Origin of the sequence: Rhodopila sp. (assembly GCF_035548235.1) — a bacterium.
Taxonomy (GTDB): Bacteria; Pseudomonadota; Alphaproteobacteria; order Acetobacterales; family Acetobacteraceae; genus Rhodopila.
On the sequence record NZ_DASZTJ010000218.1, the window covers coordinates 16,558 to 35,125 of the forward strand.

The window sequence follows — 18,568 nt, forward strand, 5'->3', positions numbered from 1 at the left end:
CACGGAAGCGTTGTTCCATCGGCCGGCTGTGCGGCGGGGCGATCGCATTGCGCCAGGCGCCGCAGGCCCTATCATGAAAGCATAATACCTGGGGGGAGCTTGGAACCCGTCATGAAAGAAAACAGCATCCGGCGGGCCGTGCGCGAAGGCCGAGCGGCGTTGGGCACCGCGCTCAAGGAGTTTGCCTCGCGAGGTGTCCCCTGGATCATCGAGGCGGCCGGCTTTGATTACTGCGCGATCGACCACGAACACGGGGCGTTCGACATGGAGACGATCGCCGACCTGGCGAGTTGGTTCCAGGCCACGAACGTCACGGCCATCGTCCGCATTCACAAGTCATTCTCACATCTGATCCCCTGCATCCTGGATCAGGGCATCATGGGTATTCAGGTGTCCGAGGTGGACACCGCGCAGGAGGCGCGCGCCATCGTCCGCCTGGCAAAATACCCGCCGATCGGGAACCGCGGCATTTCCGGCCAGGGGCCGCATACGGGATACAGGAGCCACGGCGCTCGTCACGCGACCGAGTATGCGCCATGGGCAAACGAGAACGTCATCATCTGCCCGTCGATTGAGTCGCTCGAGGGTCTGGAAAACGTGGAGGAGATCGCGGCGGTCGACGGGATCGACATGATCGCCTATGGGCATTCGGACCTGAGCGCGCAGCTCGGCGTTCACCTGGACCTCGAGCATCCGACCTTCAAAGCGGCCGTGCGACGGATCGCAGCAGCATGCAACGCACATGGGAAGCTCGCTCGGGGATCAGCGGAAACCGAGGCGCAGATCGAGGAATACTGGCGTCTTGGATGCAAGGTTCTGAACCTGCCGGGGAACGAGGTAAGCACGTACCTCGATGGGCTGAAGGCCCGTGCCAGCCGGGCGAATGCGAGGCTCAAGTCCATCGGCGTTCCGACGCCGTGAGAAAAGTCTCCCTTCGGGGAGGATGGCCAGGCGAAGGGGCTGCCCGACATTAAGCTGGTTCCCGCCGGAACCGAGACGGCGGGATCAAGTTAGAGCCAGCATGTTTGGTCAAGATCCCCAACACTGGCTGGTGGACGTCCGCGCGGCCATGCCGCTGGTCATCACCAACGCCCTCCATGTCCTGGCGGCGCTCCTTATCCTGATCATCGGGTTCTGGATTGCCGGACGGGCGCAATCGCTGGTCATCAACTCCCTCAACCGCACGGCCCATCTGGACGCGATGCTGAAGACGTTCTTCGGCAACATCGTCCGCTATTTCGTGCTTACGATCGTCGTGCTCGCGGTGCTGTCGCAGTTCGGCATCCAAACCACCAGCCTGGTCGCTGTCCTCGGCGCGGCCGGTCTCGCGATCGGCCTGGCGTTACAGGGTACGCTGTCCCATCTCGCTGCCGGGGTGATGCTGCTGATCTTCCGTCCGTTCCGCATCGGCCACCACGTCCAGGTCAGCGGTGTCGACGGCACGGTGAAGGAGCTGTCGCTGTTCTGGACCGAGATCGTGACCATCGACGCCGTGCAGGTCATCATCCCCAACGGCAGCGTGTGGGGCCAGCCGCTGCGGAATTTCAGCGTCTATCCCCGCCCGCCGGCCACCGCGGAGGCCCGGTTCCAACTGCCCGGTCAGGATCCCGCCCCTGCACGCGCAAGGATCGAGACGGTCGCGCGGTCCCTTCCGACGGTGCGGAAGGACCCGCCCGCGACCGTGCTGCTGGACCGCAACGCCACGACCAACGCGCTGGAGTTCGTGGTCACCTTCGTCCCCGCGGACGACAGCACCGCCGTTGCGGGCCGGAGCGACATCATTCAGGCCGTGCATGATGCGTTCAAGGCTTCGCCGACGGCATCCGCGAAGCAGGAAGCGGACGCCTGATCCCACGCGAAGACGGGCGGCTGCGCTTCGGCCCGGCCGCTCGTCTTCGCGCTGGCCAGCGCCGTCAGTATTCATCGCGGACATTCCCGCCGTAAGCCGCCGCCGCGCTGGCCACGAACGCCCCGATGACCAGCGACAGCGCGATGAAGATGGTGAACGTCGCGGTGGCCTTACGGGCGGCTTCGGCGGCCTCGCGCGCCTTGGTTTGCGCGGTCTTGGCGGCCTCTATCGCATCGTCCACCCGCTTCTGGGCATCCTGCTGTCCCATCCCTGTCTTCGCGGCCACGAGTTGGGCGAGATAGGTTCGGTCGCCCTGCGGCACGTCGCCGGTCCGCAGTCCGTTCGCCAGGATCGTGCTGGCCTGCGCGATCGCGTCCTGCGTGCTGATCGACGCGGCCTGGTCGGAGCGGAACAGCGTGCCGATGGTGTAATGGGACACGCCGTTCGCCGCCGCATGCACGCCCTCCTCGGCGACCGAGGCAGTACCGCGCGCGGCCCCGCCGGCCACCGAGAACATGGCGGCCGACAGCAGCGCCGCGCCGATCAGCGTCGCCATCGCCCAGGTCAGCAGGCCGTGGGCGGTATCGCGGAAGAACACCTCATGCGTATGAAGCCCGGCCCACTTGGTCCGGAGCCGCCCCGTGACGAAGCCGCCGAATGCGCAGGACAGCCACTGTACGACGATCAAGCCGATGCCGGTGGCAATCGTGAAGGTCCGTGCCGTCGCCCCGACCTGGGGCCACGCCGAAACGCCCGTCAGACCCAGGCCGAAGGCCAGCGCGGTCAACACGAACGCGATGGCCAGGGTAACGGCCGTCCCCGCCAGGACCGCTGCCCAACTGACAGCCGATACGGACGACTCGGCGCCGCTCGCCGGCTGGACCACGTCCCGATCGACAACGGATGATGAAACCGCCATGATATGGCCCTCCCCGGTCAATGCCAGATCAAGGCCAGGAGAATGATGACCGGGATCGGAATGCCCAGCAGCCACAGTAGAATGAACCGGCCCATGGGGTGTCCTCCTATCGTTGATCCCCCAGACCGGCCGCCGTTTGGAGATCGTTCCGTTCCATCAGCTTTTTGCGGCGCCTTCTTCTGGGTTTCATTTGCAATGAAGCTGTAATCCGTTGCGCGGCCTTGCGTTTCGGATCGGACCGATCAGCAACGAGTGATTGTCACAACGATCCGGACACCTGCCCTGAAACGGCTTTTGTTCAGAATGCGGATCGCAGCCGGCCCCTGCCGGCGGCCAGACCGCGGATCAGATTTCTTGGAGACCGGCGCCCCGGCGCGCCATGGCCATTTGCGCAACGGGACGGAGGGCTTAATGGAACGGATGGCGCTCAGACGTGCGTCACCAGTCATCCTCCGGACGGGCCAGTCTCATGAGCGGAAGCCAGCGTTCACGCGAGAACACAGTGTCCCTGATCACGGCTTCAGAGTGGTCCCAGATCGTCAACAGCGCCATCGACACCGCGATCATCAGCACCGATCCCGCCGGCCGGGTGACAAGCTGGAACGAAGGCGCCCGCCGCATCCTGGGCTGGAGCGAGGCCGAGATGCTGGGGGAGACCCTGGAGCGGCTGTTCACCCAGGAGGACAGGGACCGCCGCAGACTCGCCCAGGAAATCGCCGACGCGCTTGCGCACGGGCGCGGCGGCGGCGACGAGGGATGGCGGCTGCGGAAAGACGGCAGCCGCTTCTGGGCAATTGGCGAGATGACGCCGATCCGTGATGATCGCGGAACGGCCGTCGGCTTCACCAAGATCCTCCGCGACCGTACCGCCGCGCGGCAGGCTGATGAGACGGCACGAGAAGAACGCCGCGCGTTGGAAGTGCTGAACCGAGCGGTCTCGGCGCTGTCGGCGGAGAACGACCCGCAAAGGCTGGTCCAGATCGTCACCGACGCCGGCGTCGAACTGACGCAGGCCGCGTTCGGCGCCTTCTTCTACGATACGACCGACCCGACCGGTGAAACCTACACGCTCCACGCCCTATCGGGTGCGTCGATCGAAGCGTTCTCCCAGTTCCCGATGCCGCGGAACACCGCCGTCTTCGGCCCGACGTCGGGCGGCAGGGGGATCGTGCGATCGGACGATATCACGAAAGACCCGCGCTATGGCCGGAATGCACCCGTCGAGGACACGCCGGAGAGTACCCTGCCGGTTCGCAGCTATCTGGCGGTCCCCGTGGTATCACGCAGCGGCAAGGTCCTTGGCGGGTTGTTTCTCGGACACGACGAGCCCGGCATGTTCACGGATCGATCCGAACGCGGACTGGCGGCATTGGCTGCCGAGGCAGCGGTCGCAATCGACAACGCTCGGCTGAGCCAGGCCGCCCAGAACGAGATCCTGGTGCGCACGCGGGTCGAGGAGGCGCTGCGCAACCTTAACGCCAACCTCGAACAGCAGGTGATCGAGCGGACCGACCAGCTTCGCCAGCGCGAAGAGGTGTTGCGGCAGTCGCAGAAAATGGAAGCCGTCGGCCAATTGACCGGCGGCGTGGCGCACGATTTCAACAACCTCCTGCAGGTCATCCTGGGCAATCTGGAAACGCTGCAGCGGAACCTGCCGCCGGAATTCGGCCGCCTGCGCCGCGCCGCCGACCACGCGATGAACGGCGCTCGACGCGCCGCGTCGCTGACGCAGCGGCTGCTCGCGTTCTCCCGACGCCAGCCGCTGGACCCGAAGCCGATCGACGTGAACCTGCTGGTCAGCGGCATGTCGGAACTGCTGCATCGGACGCTGGGCGAGACCATTTCGGTCGAAACGGTGCGCGGCGCCGGCCTATGGCGTGTGGAAGCCGATCCGACGGAGCTTGAGTCCGCGATCATCAACCTTGCCGTCAACGCTCGGGACGCGATGGCTGACGGCGGCAAGCTGACCATTGAAACCGCCAACGCGCATATCGACGAAGCCTACGCCGCCGCCCATGCCGAGGTCACCGCCGGGCAATACGTCGTCGTTTCGGTGTCGGACACCGGCTCCGGCATGGATCAGGAGACGATGTCCCAAGCCTTCGATCCGTTCTTCACCACCAAGCCGGTGGGCAAGGGCACCGGGCTTGGCCTGAGCCAGGTCTACGGCTTCGTCAAGCAGTCCGGCGGACATGTGAAGATCTATTCCGAGATCGGCGACGGAACCACCGTCAAGATCTACCTGCCACGGCTTCCGGGCGCCGCCGCCACGGCAGATGCCGAAGGCGAGACCCTGGTGCCCGAAGGTACGTCGGAAGAAACGATCCTGGTGGTGGAGGATGACGACGACGTCCGGATCCATTCGGTCGAGACATTGCGCGAACTGGGTTATCGGGTCATCGAGGCCCATGACGGACCCTCGGCGCTGCGCCTGCTGGAGCGCCAGCCGCGCGTCGACCTGCTGTTCACGGACGTCGTGCTGCCGACCGGCATGACCGGAGCGATGCTGGCGGCCCAGGCGCTGCAGATGAAGCCGGGACTCAAAATCCTGTTCACGACCGGGTATGCGCGCAATGCCATCATCCATCATGGCCGGCTGGACAAGGGGGTACAGCTCATCACCAAGCCCTTCACGGTCGAGGACCTCGCAGCCAAGGTCCGCGACGTGCTGGATCGTTCCACGTAGCGCCCGCCGCCGCGGCCCCTCACACCACCAGCCCGGCAACCAAGTTGACCGTCAGCGCGACGATCACGGTGTTGAACAGGAAGCTCAACACCCCGTGGACGGTGGCGACCCGGCGCAGCTTGCGGCTGGTGATCTGCACGTCGGAGACCTGGAACGTCATTCCCAGCACCAGCGAGAAGTATAGGAAGTCCAGGTAGTCGGGCAGTTTCTCGCCTGGAAAATCCAGGCCGCCATCAGCGTCCGGTCCGCCCAGGTCGTTGCTGTAGTATTCATGGGCGTAACGAAACGCAAAGGTGACGTGCGTCATCAGCCACGACAGGAACAAGGTCGCCGCCACCAGTCCGAGGTAAAGCGCTCGGACGCCCGGCGGCTCCGACTTGATCCGCGTGAACTCCGTGCCGACGGCGACGAAGCTGACGACGATGACCGCGAGGGTCAAGCCGAAGATCGTCCACTCCCCTTCCTCCTGCGCCTCTGCCGCCGCCGGCATCCGTTCGGGCGGTTCGGTCGCGAACAGATGGGCCGCTAAACAGAGATAGATCAGGACCCCGATGTCCCAGGCCAGCAGCGCGCGCGTCGCCGGCGCGGTTCCGGACGGCAGCAGCAGCCATGCAAGACCCCCCGCCACGACGCCTCCTACCAGACGCGGGCGGCTGCGCAGGGCACGCCAGACCAACACTGTCTCCTCCCCATCGGTTATCCAAGGGTTGAGAGACTTCCATCTCCGGGCCGAACCTTCAATTCACACTCGGCCCATCGGCATGGATGGCCATTGGCCTCTCGGCGATGAGGGCCTTTTTCAGCGCGGCGACGGCGTGATCTGGATGCTGGCCGTTTCACCCGCAACTAATTCCAGCCCAGGCGGTATCTTATCGATTTCGATCCGAACCGGCACGCGTTGTGCGAGTCGGACCCAGGTGAACACCGGGTTGACGTTCGCCAGCCCGCCCTGCCCCGGCGTCGCGTTCGCCGAGACGATCCCGCGCGCGATGCCCGCGACATGACCGGGCAGCATCTGGCTGAACCCCATCAGCTTGATCGTCGCCGGATCACCCACCTTGATCCGCTCAAGCTGGGTTTCCTCGAAATATCCATCCACCCAGAACGAGTCCGCGTTCACCAGCGAGATGGCGGGTTGTCCCGGCGTTGCATAGTCGCCCTCCTGCAGCAACAGGTTGGTGACGTAACCATTGACCGGGGAACGGATCGTCGTCCGCTCCAGGTTCACCCGCGCCTTCGCCAGGTTCGCCACGGCCTGTTGATAGGCGGCTTCCTGCGCGCGGGCATTGGATTCATAAGTCTCCGCCTCCTCCTGCGAAGTCTCCAGCGTGTTCAGTTTCGCCCGACGCTCTGCCTGAGCCCGGGCATTGTCGGCATTGGCACGCGCCTGCAGCACGGCGGCCTGCGCCTGGTCGAGCGCGATCGCATAGTCGGTCGGATCGACGGTGAACAGGATGTCACCCTTGCGCACAAGCTGGTTGTCCTGCACCGGCACCTGCGTGATGCGGCCGGATACTTCGGGGGCGATCGAAACGACATAGGCCCGCACGGTCCCGTCGCGCGTCCAGGCCGTGCCAACATAGGCCCGCCACGCCGCCCAGGCCAGACCGCCTGCGACGATCAGCGTCAGCAGGGTCAGGAAGATCGGCACCGCCCGCAGCCGCACGGGCGCGGGGCGGCGCGTCCTGCCCGTCGAAGGCATCCGCCCGGACATCAGCCGATCACCCCGGTCAGCAGCACGATCGCGGACAACAGGATCGCATATAGCGCGAACACGAACAGGTTGGGATGCCAGACGGTGTGCAACACCCCTAGCCGGAGAGCAAGGCGCCGCAAGGGCAGCAGCGCCAGCCACGCCACCAGCATCATGGGTGCGATGGGTGCGACATAGACGCCGAACAGGTCAAATTCGGAAAACCTCATGCACGGACCTCGCCCTCGAAATAGTCGCCATGCTGAAGCAGCGCCTCCCGCATCGCTGCGATATTGGCGCGTGCGGCCATTATGGTCCTGGCCATCCTTGCCTCCGCCGCCCGTTCCACCAATGCCTGGTCCAGGCGCTCCAGCGCCTCGACTGCGGCAAGGACGCGTCCGCGGGCGATATCCGCGGCGATCGCCTCGACCGCCGGAACGCAGTCAAGCCGCGAGGCGGCGCGGCTCAGCCGGATGACCTCGGTGCCGACCGACAGCGCGGCCATCAGGCGTGCGCCCTGCACCAACGCCCCATGCTCCGGCATCGGCGCCAGGCGACCATAGACATGGTTCTGCCACGCCGTCACCGGCCGGTTCAGTGGCCGCATCGCCAATCGCCGCAGGTCGCGCAACGTCAACGCCGCCAGTCGCAGCGCCCGTTCGGCCGGTGGTACGGGCCGCACCAGGCGGATCCCCAGCAGGGCCAACGCCACCCCACTCAGCAACCCGAACGTGGAGTTGAGGTAGGCGCCCAGGTCGAAGACCATCGGGTTGGTCGGCCCCAACAACGGGATGAAGTTAGCCGTCAGGGCGATGAAGACGGGCGTGTTCCAGGACCCGCTCGACAACGCGCCCCCCGGAACCAGTACAAGCGCGCTAGCCAGGCAGAACAACGGAAATGTCGTCGCATGCGGCAGGACGAGGAACGCGATGATGCCCGCGAAGACCGCAGAGATTGTAGTGCCGACCATGAATCCCCGAGCGCCGGCGAAGGCGGCTTCCTGCTGCGGGGAGAACAGGATGGCGGTCACCGCCGCGAACACCAGCGCCGAACCGCCCGACGGCCACGCCGTCACGACCCACAGCAGCGTGGCCGCCCCCATCGTCACGGCCACCCGCGCCATGTTCACCAGCGCCGGCAGCACATCCGGCACCCGCAACGCCGCGAAATCGTGGCCCGGCACGGCGCGGGAGGGATCCTCCAGGACGGCGATCCCCTGCAGGACCCGTGCGAGGCCCAGCAACGCGTCGGCGGTGTGGTCGGCGAGCAAGCGCCCCGATGGCGTCTCGGCCGGCCGCGCCACCAGCGCGCGCGCCGCTGCGATCCCTTGCTGGCGGACTGAAGCGGCCTCCATGATCCAGTCCGGGACCGCATCTGCCGATGCCGCGCGCAGCACATGCGGGATCCGGGGCAGTATGGCGCCGGTCGCGATTTCGGCCGCTCCCGGCTGGCGCTCGATATGGGTCGCGACCGCGCGCCAGCCCGAGATAACCTGGAACAACCCGTCCATCGCCGCCTGCAACGCGCGCGGCCGGAACCGCAGCGTCGGACTTTCCCCCAGCACCTGGTCGATGATCGTATCCAATTCCGCCACCCGACGGATCATGGTGCGGCGGACCGACCGCGACTCGGCTTGCGCCGTCCTGGGTTGCGACAGCGCCGTCGTCAGGCCCTGGGTCACTTCGGTCGCGAGTGCCGCCAGCCGCTGCGCGAATCGCCCCCGCGCATGGCCGACATCCGTTCCGGCCAGGACCACGCCGGCACAGACGATGCCGACGCAGATCTCCGTCGCGCGCGTCACCGCCAGGATGAAAACGTCGCCAGGGCTGGCGATCGCGACCGATCCTAGCACGTCCACGCAGATGATCACCGCCGTATAGCCGGCGAGCGCCGCCGCATATGCCGCGAAGTTGCGCAACAGGCTGGCGGTGAACCCGCACGCCGCCCCCCACGCCACAAGCAGCACCAGGAACGCCACCCGGTTCTGCGGAAACGCCGCCGTCAGGATCACGCTGAAGATCGCGCCCAGGACGGTGCCGATCATCCGGAACCAGCCCTTGCGCAAGGAAGCGCCGAGGACCGGCTGGCATACGATCGCCGCGCTGGTGCCGGCCCAATATGGGTTCTGCAACTGCAGCCAGAAGGAGACGTAAAGGGCAAGACAGACCGCGGCCCAGAGCCGGACGCCGAACAGCAGCATCGGCGCCGCCGCTTTCAGCAGCGCGACGTACCGTTCGTTGAAGCGGTCCAACCATGTCGTCACGGCGCCGGCTCGGCCCCCGACCCGGCGCGATGCAGGTGCGCGCCCAGCCCGCCGGCGGCCCACAGCGCGAGCATGCGGAAATCGCTGAACAGCGACCACAGCGGATGGCCGAACGTTGCCGGACGGTTCCGCTCGATCGCGACATGGCCGACCCAGGCAAAGCCATACCCGACGACGACCGCTGCCGGCAGGAAGCGCCAGTCCCACGCCACCGCCATGGCCAACAGGCAAAGCGCGCAGAGACTGCCCGCGTAGTGCAGCGCACGCGTGCCGGGGCGGCTATGGGCGCGCAGGTAGTATCGCCAGAACTCGCCGTAGGTCATGGAATCCGTCCCACATGCGACGTCAGGATGCCCGATCGGCGGCCGTCAGACCACCGGCGCCCGCACACGGTGATGGCTGACATGCTGCCCGTCGGCGGCGCCGAGCCACAGGAACCCCGGGGTGGCGCTGAGCGTCAACAGCGCGATCAGCAGGAACGCCAGGTGGAAATCCGCCACGCTGGGCAACTGGCCCGGCCCGGCAATCAGGCCAAGCAGCGCCGCCGCGATCGAGACCCCGAATGAGACCGTGAGTTGCTGGATCACGCCGCCCAGGCTGGTCGCGCGGCTGAGTTTCGCCGGGGTGACATCGACATAGGTCAGCGTATTCGTCGTGATGAACTGGATGCTGCGCACGATGCCCAGCAGCATGACATGCAGGAAGACCAGCCATTGCGGCGTGTCCGCGGTCGTCAGCGCGAAGGCCGCGATGACGACCGCGCAGACCATGCCGTTGCCGATCAGCAGGGCGCGAAAGCCACAGGTCCGCAGAAGCCAGGCCGAGATCGGCCGGATCGCCAGCGACCCCAGGCTGACGATGAAGGTCAGCGCGCCGGACCGGACGGGGCTGAGGCCGAAGCCGATCTGGAACAGCAGCGGCAGCATGAACGGCACGGCGTTAACGCCCGTGCGGCTGATCCCGCCCGCCAGCGTGCTGACGCGGAACGTCCGGACCGCCATCAGTGACAAGTCGAGCGCCGGTTCCTGTCGCCGCTCCTGCCGCCCTTGGGCATAGACCCAATACCCCGCCAGCAGACCGCCCGCCGCCACGCCGACCAGGATCGTGACGATGCGGGCGACCAGCGGGTGGCCCACGTTCTCCAGCGTGAATTGCAGCAATGCCAGCCCGGCGCCGCACAGCACGAACCCGATGACGTCGAAGCTGGGGGAAGCGGGGACCTTGATGTCCTCGACATAGCGAAGCGCCAGGCTGATCCCGATCAGGCCGATCGGGACGTTGACGTAGAAGATCCAGCGCCAATTGGCATATGTCGTCAGCACGCCACCCAGGATGGGGCCCAACGTCGGTCCGACGATGGCGGGCAGGCTCATATAGGTCATGGCGGTGACCAGTTCCGTGCGCGGGAAGGCGCGCAGCAGGATCAGCCGGCCGACCGGCGTCATCATCGCGCCCCCGAACCCCTGCACCACCCGGGTCGCTATCAGCTCGGGCAGCGAGGTCGCCATGCCGCAGAACGCCGAAGCGACGGTGAAGATCAACAGCGCCGCGGCGAACACGCGCCGCGCGCCATACCGGTCGGAGATCCAGCCGCTGACCGGGATGAAGACCGCAAGGCTCAGGATATAGGCGGTGATCGTCAGGTTCATCAGCAGCGGCGGCTGATGCAGGCTGAGCGCCATGTCGGGGATGGCGGTGGTGACGATCGTGGAGTCGAGCTGCTCCATCAGGAAGGCGAAGGCGACGATCAGGGGGATCAGCAGCCGGAGCTTGGGATTGCGGACGACGGCGAACTCCTGGCCCGCGTCGGGGGACGGGTTCGGTGCGGGAGTGCTGGGGCGATCACTGAGCGGCATGGTCTGTCCGTCAGGCATTGTGCATGCCACTGCGGCCGGCGGATACCAGGGGGCTGGGATGCGGCGAGATCGTCACGCCACGGACACAAGCCCCGCGCACGGACGCAGGCCCGACTACGGTTGGCCACGGGGAAAAGGGGGCGCCGGGAAGGCCCCAGGTCCGGCAGCCATAGGCTCTCGGCAGTCACATCCGTTCGGCGGTCATGCTGGCGCGGTCGTCATGTGGGAATGGGTCGCGCCAGGAACGCACGGACCTGTACCGCCTCGGCCCCCGCCAACGGCAGGCCGAACGCGGCGAACTGATACGGGGCGGCGGCCGTTACCCTGCGCAGGTCCAGGCAGACGAAGACCGGAAGCCCGGCCTCCGCCACCAGGCGATGCGCCGGAAACGCGGATTCCGATACCGGATCGAGGCTGTAATAATCAATCCCGATCGACAGCGGCTTCAACTCCAGCAGGCGCGCCACCGCCTCGACGCTCACATGGCAATAGTCCGGGGTGAAGGTGCGGTGTTCCGCCCACAGGAACGTATTGCGGGTCTTCAGGATGATATGTTGGTCCCGCGGGATCCTCGCGGTTCGGATATCCGCCTCGGTGACGTGCTGGACCCGGACCAGGTCGGCGACCCAGGCATGGCCGAAGAAGTGCTTGCGCGGCAGCTTGTCGACCGTCGCCGCCTTCGCCAGGAAATGCGCCGGCGCGTCGACATGGGTCCCGACATGGCAACCGATCGTCAGTTCCGAATTGGTCAGCACGTCGCCATCGACCCTCGATACCCGCCGCCACAGGCGGGGTGGCTGATCACCGGGATACAGCGGCATCGCGGGGCGAAGCGGCAGCGTCACATCGATGGCTTTGGCGAAATCCATCGCGGGACTACTGGTTGTAGCCCCAGAAGCCGGTCTCGCCCCGTACTTGCCCGTACGAGGCCGAACCCGCGGACGCCCCCGTCGCCGGCGCGCCGGACAGGATGGCGTTGCCGGGGTCGGTCTCCGGCGGCGGGACCGTGTGGATGCCCGGGCCGGTGATGCCCAGCGCGCGTGGGTCGCTGGCACAGGCCGACAAGGCTCCGCAGGCCAGAATGGCAAGAATCGCAAGGATGCGCATGCCGATAGTTTGGGCGCCGGTTCGACGACTGTCCACCTTTCCTCTGTCGCTTTCGCGCCGACGGTCGTAACGTTTCACGCCTAGAGCATGATGACGCCGCTTTCCCTCACTCATTATGCTTTATGTTTCTGTTTGATCGCGCGATTCGGATCTGCGGCGATCCCGCCCCCGGTCATCGCGCTCAAGAACCAGCCCGCCGGCAAGAGCGGGCGAAGGCAGGGAGGAAGGCGCCGATGACGGAGCGCATCAGCTACGACGGGGTAATGGCGGCCCGCATCGACCGGCTGCCATTGACGCGCGTGCAATGGCAACTGGCGATTCTCGTCGAAACCACCTGGGGATTCATCATCTTCGACACGGACGGCATCGGCGCCAGGCTGTATCCCTTCGTCTGGCGGCCGGCCCATGTCATCGACGTCCTGCAATATGCGGTGATCCAGGCGCTGCAGGTGGGATTGGGAATCCTGCTGGGCGTCTACATCATGAGCTGGGTGGCCGACCGCTATGGACGGCGACCGGCGATCCTGCTGGCGACGTTCTTGGGCGGCATCTGCATCTGGCCGTTCGCCTACGTCACCAATTTCGCCGGCATGGTCGTGCTGTCGGTGCTCAGCACGCTGGGCGTCGGCGGCATCGTCGCCACCCATTCGGTCTATCTGTCGGAGATGACCTCGCCCGAGGTCCGGAACCGCGTCCTGCTGACGTCACAAGGCGTGACGGCGCTGGTAGCGGTCGGCGTGAACCTGCTGGCCTTCGCCTGGATCCCGGGACAATGGCGGCTGTTCCTCTGGGTCAGCGCACTGGTCGAGATGGTGGTCCTGCTGCCGCTGCTGTGGCGGTACCTGCCTGAATCGCCCCGCTGGCTGGAGGCGCATGGACGGCACGCGGAAGCCGAGAGGATCATGGGACGGTACGAAAAACGCTGCGCCGCCGCATCGGGGGCGCCGCTGCCGCCGCCGAAACTGCTGCTGGACAGGGTCATCGGCGCCGAGGGCGGATCGTGGACCGAGCTGTTTGTCAATCCGGCGTATCGGGGGCGGACATGGCTGCTGATCGCAGTCTGGCTGCTGGCCTATGCCGGGTTGATCTACGGCGTCGGCGCGTTCGCCGCGGTGTTCATGGTCGATCACGGTGGCGGCGCGCATTTCGTGTTCCTGACCATCGCGATCGCCTACGCCGCCCTCTTTGTCGGCTTCCTGGTCAATGCCAGGCTTGGCGAACAGGTGGAGCGGCGGGACGTGCTGTTCGCCATGGGCCTCTTGTTCGCGGCGGCCTGGGTGGTGGCGTGGCTCGTGCCCAACCTATGGGTGATCGGCGCGGCCTATATCGTCAGCCGTATCGGTACGGGGTTGTTTCTTTTCAATCTATACAACTACACCGCCGTGGCATACCCGACGCGCATACGGTCGATGGCGTTCGCCTGGACGGACGGGCTCGGGCATCTGGGGGCCTGGGCCGGCGTCACCCTGCTGGGGCCATTGTATACACTGGGACCGAACCATCTGGGATGGGTCCTTTGGATCGTCGTCCCCGGATCGTTGCTGCCGGCCCTGCTGATCCGTTACGGGGGAATCCGCCAGTCGCGCGCGGTGCTGGAGCAGATTTCCGTCTGACGGTCATATTCTCGCGCGGCGCATAGGCGCGAGAGTGTCGTCCCCGGCGTCAGTCGCCCGATCGGCCGATCACGTCGATCTTCCGGTTCAGGCACCAGACCTCGGCCATCTGATAGGGCGACTGGTCGAGCTGCGCCCGCGACTGGCGGATCGCCTCGCTGTCGTCGCTCGCCTGTAGTTCGATCCGTCTCCTGATATGCCCTTCGACGATGAAATAGCATCGATATCCAATGTAGCCATTTTCGGCGGGCGGTTTTCGCTCCGACCCGTCGTCCGGCCCCCCTCCGTTAGCCATGAGCCTCTCACCAGTTGGCGACCGCCGTTTTTAGAACGGGAGCAAAGGCTCGTATGTAGAGTTTTTGACATAGAGGAATTTAATTCCTATCCCCGTGTTCAGCCGGACCGCGCGGGACGGAACCGCCGGCATGCCTGGCGCGGATCGCCTGATAGCATTCGCACGACGCTCGCATCAGGGCGTCCCGATCCAGGATCGTGATCATGCCCCGGCTGTAGCGGATCAGCCCGGCCCGCTGGAACTTCCGAGCGACGGCGCTGACGGCGGCACGGCTGGTGCCCAGCATGTCGCCGACCGATTGCTGGGTCAGGGCGATCGGCGCTCGGCCGCTGATATCGTCGCTCATCAGCAGCCAGCGGGCGACCCGCTGATCCACGGAATGCAGCGCATTACAGGCCGATATCTGAAGGGTTTGAGTCATGAAGGCCCGCGCATAGCGCGACAGGATGCCATGAACTCGCGGTGTCCGTTCCTGCCACCGGCGGAACGCCTTGGCCTCCATCCGCAGGGCCGACCCGGCGATCTGCACGACATGACGCCCGATCGCGTTGCGGCCGCCCAGCACCGCCCCGACATCGACCAGACCGTCGGTGCCGACCTGGGCGACCTCAACGGTCTCACCGTTCTCGAACGAGGCGATGTTGGAGACGACGCCCGCGGTCGGGAAGTAGACGTGATGCAGCGTCTCCTCGGCGTGCGCCACCACCTCGCCTTGGCGAAGCGTGACCGGCTCCAGGGCAGGACGGACATGGCCCCACTCGGCGTCGGAAAGGGCGGCGAGCAGGTCATTTTCAGTCTGGTGCTTTATCATGCGCCGGGAAACGGCCCTGACGGTGACGGGTGGCAACGAAAACACGCGATCGCGATTGGGATCGCTGACAAAAAGCCGCGATTCAATTTGGCAACGCGCTGACTTTGCGGCTTTCTATTTGGGGGCGATGCCAGCGATCACGGCATGGGGACCGGGCCGCGAGGGATCACTGCTCTTCGGGTCGCGTTTCCGGCATCAGCTTCCAGACCACCAGGAACCCCACCAGGCCGATCGCCGCCAGCAGCAGGAATGCCGCCGGAACGCCGGCCGTGTCCGCGACCTCCCCCGCCACCGTGGTGCTGATGCCTGCCCCGACGAACATGCCCAGCGCCAGGATTCCCATGCACAGGTTGAAATGGGAGCTCCCAACCGTCAGGTCCGAGGCCAGAAGCGGCAGCGCGACGCCAAACGCCGCCGCGCTGATGCCGCTGACCGCCTGCGCCACCACCAGCGGCCAGGCGCCGGGCAGCACCGCCAGCATCAGCCCCCGCACCGGCAGCGCCGCCCATCCCAACAGCAGGATCCGCCTTCGTCCGGTCGCCCCCGCTACCCGGCCGACCCAGGGCGACATCAGGGCCACCACCGCCTGGGGACCGACGATGCAGGCGGCGATGATCACCGTCGCGAAATCGCCGGCACGCATGGTCACCGCCGATCCTGCCAACGGCAACATCGCCGCGTTGGACAGGTGGAACAGCATCACGCATACCCAAAACACCAACAGCCGGCGATCCATCAGCAGCCGCTTCAACCCCGCCCAGTCCAGCACCCGACTGGTGGTCTGCATGCGGGCGTGCTCGCCAGGTCCGATTGCCCACAGCGCGGCCAGCGCCGGAACGCACAGCGCCGCGGTCAGGAAAAACACGAACCGGGGCGACAGATACGCCCCGCCTGCGCCCATCACCGCCGCCGCAACGCCGTTGCCGATCGAGGCGAACCGCGCATTCCGTCCCAGCCGCTCGCCCAGTCCGGCATGGCCGGCCATGCGGAGGCTGATCGCCGCGATCGCCGGGGTGATCACGCAACTGGCCAGCCCGTGCAGGATCTGCGCGACCATCACCGGGAACTGCGTCGGAAGCACCGCCAGCAACAGGGCGGCAATGATGATCCCGCCCAAGGCCCAGCTCGCCACCAGGCGCTTGTTGCGCGCGGCGTCGACCAGCGCGCCGGCAGGCAACTGGCTGACGAGGGAGGTGATCGTCCCCAGTGTCAGGATGAAGCCGATATCGACCTGGGTCCAACGATGCGTGGTCAGGTAGACCGACACGAACGGCCCAAAGCCGGTCTGCGCATCGGCGAGAAAGAAATTGACCAGATCGAGGGCCCGGTGCGCTCGGCGGTCCGACCGGAGCCGTCCTGCCAACGTCATTGACACGCTGACCCCATCTATCGACCGGTCCCCCCTTGGGCGCCCGCGCCGGCTGGCGGCGTCGCGCCGGAGGCGGGAGGTGTCGCGACCGACGGTGGAGCCGATGGGGCGCCGGCCGGAGGGTTAGGCGGGTACGGCCCGGCTGACGTCCCGGAAGATCCCCCGGCCGGCGGAGCCGAACCGCTCGCCGGCGGTGTCGGACCGGCGGTGGACGATGTCGGACTACCGGCCGACGGCGCCGACTTGGTGGCGGGCGGTGTCGGACTGGCGGAAAGTGGCATTCCATTGTTACCGGGTGACGCCGAGTTGCTGGCAGGCGGCGTCGCATTGTTGCCGGGCAGCAGCGAACTGCCGACAGGCGGCGCCGCATTGTTGCCGGGCGGCAGCGAACTGCCGACAGGCGGTGGTGCATTGTTGCCGGGCGGCGCCGGACTGTTGACCAACGGCGCCGGACCGTTGGTTGGCGATACCGGCACGGGAGGGGTGGCAGCCGGTTCTGCCTTCGCTGGCGTCTCTTCCTCGGGCGTTGATGACGTCACCACCGGCGCCGGCTTGCTCGGGCTCCGATATTCGGGTGCTGCTTTGATGGCGTCCGGGGTCATTTCCAGCAGGATGCCGTGGCTGCTGTCGCCGGGATTGAAGCGGAGGGCACTCCACTGTACCGCCACCTTGCGGTTCCCGACCCCCATGAAGCCGCCGAAGTCGATCACGGCGGCCTCGGGCTTGCCGAGCGCATCCACCAGTACATCCACCAGGCGCCCAATGGATTTCCCGGAGGGGTCGATGACGTTACGCCCGAGGATCGGTTCCGCCGCGTCCGGAGACACCTGCTGAACCGAGGGCTTGACCTCGGCGGCCATCAAGGCGCCTGGCCATCCCAAACCGAGACATAGGCCGATCGCCCAGGGACCGATCGCCAAGGGACCGATCGCCATGGAGCCGATCGCCAGGGCGACCCGGGTCGCCATGCCAGCATGTCGCATCCGCAATCCTCGCCAAAACCCGATTGCCGGGCTTTAGAGCAATGCCGAGCGGACGGGAAACACCTTCGGGTCATGATACGGCTGAACGCCGCGAAGCCAGGACCGGTTCGCTCGCCAGCGACAGTGTGTCGACGCCGATCCCGCTAGGAGAGCGACGCAGCCCTCTACGCTCACGACGTTGGCGGATCGACCCGCTGCGAAGCGAGCGTCAGATCGTCAGCGTTCCCCGCATCACCGGCACGCAGGTCCCGGCGACGCTGGCCTCCACCGGACCCTCGGCCGTCTTCCGCCCAGAGGCGATAATCAGGCTGGGACGGCCCATTTCGATGCCTTGCTCGATCTCGAAATGGAGGTCCACGTTGTCCCCCGGCGCCAGCGACACCAGCAGTGCCGCCAGCGCGGCGTTGGCACTGCCGGTCGCTGGGTCCTCCAACACGCCGGTCAAAGGCGCGAACATCCGCGTGCGCAGATGCGTCAGCGTCTCTCCCCTGCGAGTATAGAGCAGCAGCTTTAGGTCCCCCAGCTCGGGATGGGCGTGTGCGTGGTGACGAAAAGCCGTCAGGTCCGGACGGGCGCTGGCCAGCACCTGCGGCGAAACCACCTCGGCGATGACGAACGGGGTGCCGACCGAAGCGACCAGCGGATCGTGCGAGGTCGTGACGATATCACTCTCCGTCAGGCTGGCGCAGGCGGCGACGACCGCGGTGGGGGCGGCGACATCGATGTTCAGCGAATGCGGCGCCGAAACGCGCGAGCCCTCGATCGCTCCCATGGCATCACGCTGCACGTGCACGCGCACGGGGCCGGCGATCTCCTCGAACGTGTAGTGCTCCGGCGGGTTGGGGTCCTGGGTCGCCAACACATAGCCGGTGCCGACATTCGGATGGCCGGCGAAGGGCAACTCGGTCCTTGTGGTGAAGATGCGCACGCGGGCGTGGTTGCGCGGATTGGTGGGCGGCAGGACGAAGGTCGTCTCGGAAAGGTTGAACTCCATGGCGATGGCCTGCATCTGCTCATCGCTCAGCCCGGCGGCGTTGGGGAACACAGCGAGCGGATTGCCGCCGAAGCGTGCCTTGGTGAAGACGTCGACGGTGACGAAATCATAGCTTGGCATATCAAAACCT

General features: G+C 66.5%; 18 protein-coding genes. 4 read left to right on the forward strand and 14 right to left on the reverse strand.

What is annotated here, in order from left to right:
* The first annotated feature begins 99 nt into the window (after positions 1-99).
* Both VHB27_RS18195 and VHB27_RS18200 read left to right on the forward strand, forming a co-directional pair.
* Positions 100-921, forward strand: a complete 822-nt coding sequence (locus tag VHB27_RS18195) for an HpcH/HpaI aldolase family protein (protein ID WP_325603120.1) — start codon at positions 100-102, stop codon at positions 919-921.
* Positions 922-1,021: 100 nt separating this feature from the next.
* The gene (locus VHB27_RS18200; protein ID WP_325603122.1) at positions 1,022-1,849 is read left to right on the forward strand and encodes a mechanosensitive ion channel family protein; all 828 of its coding nucleotides are present in this window, start codon (positions 1,022-1,024) and stop codon (positions 1,847-1,849) included.
* Between the two features lie 64 nt (positions 1,850-1,913).
* On the opposite strand, the gene VHB27_RS18205 is transcribed toward VHB27_RS18200, so the two are convergent.
* Positions 1,914-2,768, reverse strand: coding sequence for a hypothetical protein (locus VHB27_RS18205; RefSeq protein ID WP_325603125.1), 855 nt, complete (start codon positions 2,766-2,768; stop codon positions 1,914-1,916).
* 502 nt (positions 2,769-3,270) lie between these two features.
* On the opposite strand from VHB27_RS18205, the gene VHB27_RS18210 reads away from it, so the two are divergent.
* Positions 3,271-5,454 (forward strand): ATP-binding protein, encoded by a 2,184-nt coding sequence (locus tag VHB27_RS18210; protein ID WP_325603127.1) that lies wholly within the window; start codon positions 3,271-3,273, stop codon positions 5,452-5,454.
* A 19-nt stretch (positions 5,455-5,473) separates the two neighbouring features.
* On the opposite strand, the gene VHB27_RS18215 is transcribed toward VHB27_RS18210, so the two are convergent.
* The 8 genes from VHB27_RS18215 to VHB27_RS18250 form a co-directional block, all read right to left on the reverse strand.
* Positions 5,474-6,130 carry a DUF1345 domain-containing protein gene (locus VHB27_RS18215; protein ID WP_325603129.1) on the reverse strand — a complete coding sequence of 219 codons (657 nt, stop codon included), beginning with the start codon at positions 6,128-6,130 and terminating at the stop codon, positions 5,474-5,476.
* A 123-nt stretch (positions 6,131-6,253) separates the two neighbouring features.
* Complete coding sequence (locus VHB27_RS18220) at positions 6,254-7,168, reverse strand: HlyD family secretion protein (RefSeq protein ID WP_325603131.1); 915 nt, start codon at positions 7,166-7,168, stop codon at positions 6,254-6,256.
* Positions 7,168-7,377 (reverse strand): DUF1656 domain-containing protein, encoded by a 210-nt coding sequence (locus VHB27_RS18225; RefSeq protein WP_325603134.1) that lies wholly within the window; start codon positions 7,375-7,377, stop codon positions 7,168-7,170. Before VHB27_RS18225 ends, VHB27_RS18220 begins: the two co-directional genes overlap by 1 nt.
* On the reverse strand, positions 7,374-9,410 hold the full coding sequence (locus VHB27_RS18230; RefSeq protein WP_325603136.1) for an FUSC family protein: 2,037 nt from the start codon (positions 9,408-9,410) through the stop codon (positions 7,374-7,376). Before VHB27_RS18230 ends, VHB27_RS18225 begins: the two co-directional genes overlap by 4 nt.
* On the reverse strand, positions 9,407-9,733 hold the full coding sequence (locus VHB27_RS18235) for a DUF962 domain-containing protein (protein WP_325603138.1): 327 nt from the start codon (positions 9,731-9,733) through the stop codon (positions 9,407-9,409). The genes VHB27_RS18230 and VHB27_RS18235 overlap by 4 nt, the downstream gene beginning before the upstream one ends.
* 45 nt (positions 9,734-9,778) lie before the next feature.
* The gene (locus VHB27_RS18240) at positions 9,779-11,266 is read right to left on the reverse strand and encodes a DHA2 family efflux MFS transporter permease subunit (protein ID WP_325603140.1); all 1,488 of its coding nucleotides are present in this window, start codon (positions 11,264-11,266) and stop codon (positions 9,779-9,781) included.
* A gap of 218 nt (positions 11,267-11,484) precedes the next feature.
* Complete coding sequence (locus VHB27_RS18245; protein ID WP_325603142.1) at positions 11,485-12,135, reverse strand: cyclase family protein; 651 nt, start codon at positions 12,133-12,135, stop codon at positions 11,485-11,487.
* A 7-nt stretch (positions 12,136-12,142) separates the two neighbouring features.
* Complete coding sequence (locus VHB27_RS18250) at positions 12,143-12,373, reverse strand: hypothetical protein (RefSeq protein WP_325603145.1); 231 nt, start codon at positions 12,371-12,373, stop codon at positions 12,143-12,145.
* A 233-nt stretch (positions 12,374-12,606) separates the two neighbouring features.
* Here VHB27_RS18250 and VHB27_RS18255 point away from each other — a divergent pair, with 233 nt between their 5' ends.
* Positions 12,607-13,986 carry an MFS transporter gene (locus VHB27_RS18255; protein ID WP_325603147.1) on the forward strand — a complete coding sequence of 460 codons (1,380 nt, stop codon included), beginning with the start codon at positions 12,607-12,609 and terminating at the stop codon, positions 13,984-13,986.
* A 49-nt stretch (positions 13,987-14,035) separates the two neighbouring features.
* On the opposite strand, the gene VHB27_RS18260 is transcribed toward VHB27_RS18255, so the two are convergent.
* The 5 genes from VHB27_RS18260 to VHB27_RS18280 form a co-directional block, all read right to left on the reverse strand.
* Complete coding sequence (locus VHB27_RS18260) at positions 14,036-14,281, reverse strand: hypothetical protein (RefSeq protein ID WP_325603149.1); 246 nt, start codon at positions 14,279-14,281, stop codon at positions 14,036-14,038.
* Between the two features lie 79 nt (positions 14,282-14,360).
* Positions 14,361-15,092 (reverse strand): Crp/Fnr family transcriptional regulator, encoded by a 732-nt coding sequence (locus VHB27_RS18265; RefSeq protein ID WP_325603151.1) that lies wholly within the window; start codon positions 15,090-15,092, stop codon positions 14,361-14,363.
* 166 nt (positions 15,093-15,258) lie between these two features.
* A complete protein-coding gene (locus tag VHB27_RS18270) occupies positions 15,259-16,455 on the reverse strand; it encodes an MFS transporter (protein WP_325603153.1) in 1,197 nt (398 codons plus the stop codon).
* A 23-nt stretch (positions 16,456-16,478) separates the two neighbouring features.
* Positions 16,479-17,321 (reverse strand): PRC-barrel domain-containing protein, encoded by an 843-nt coding sequence (locus VHB27_RS18275; protein WP_325603155.1) that lies wholly within the window; start codon positions 17,319-17,321, stop codon positions 16,479-16,481.
* A 331-nt stretch (positions 17,322-17,652) separates the two neighbouring features.
* Entirely contained in the window at positions 17,653-18,558 is a 906-nt protein-coding gene (locus VHB27_RS18280; protein ID WP_325603157.1) for a PhzF family phenazine biosynthesis protein, read from the reverse strand.
* Positions 18,559-18,568 lie beyond the last annotated feature (10 nt).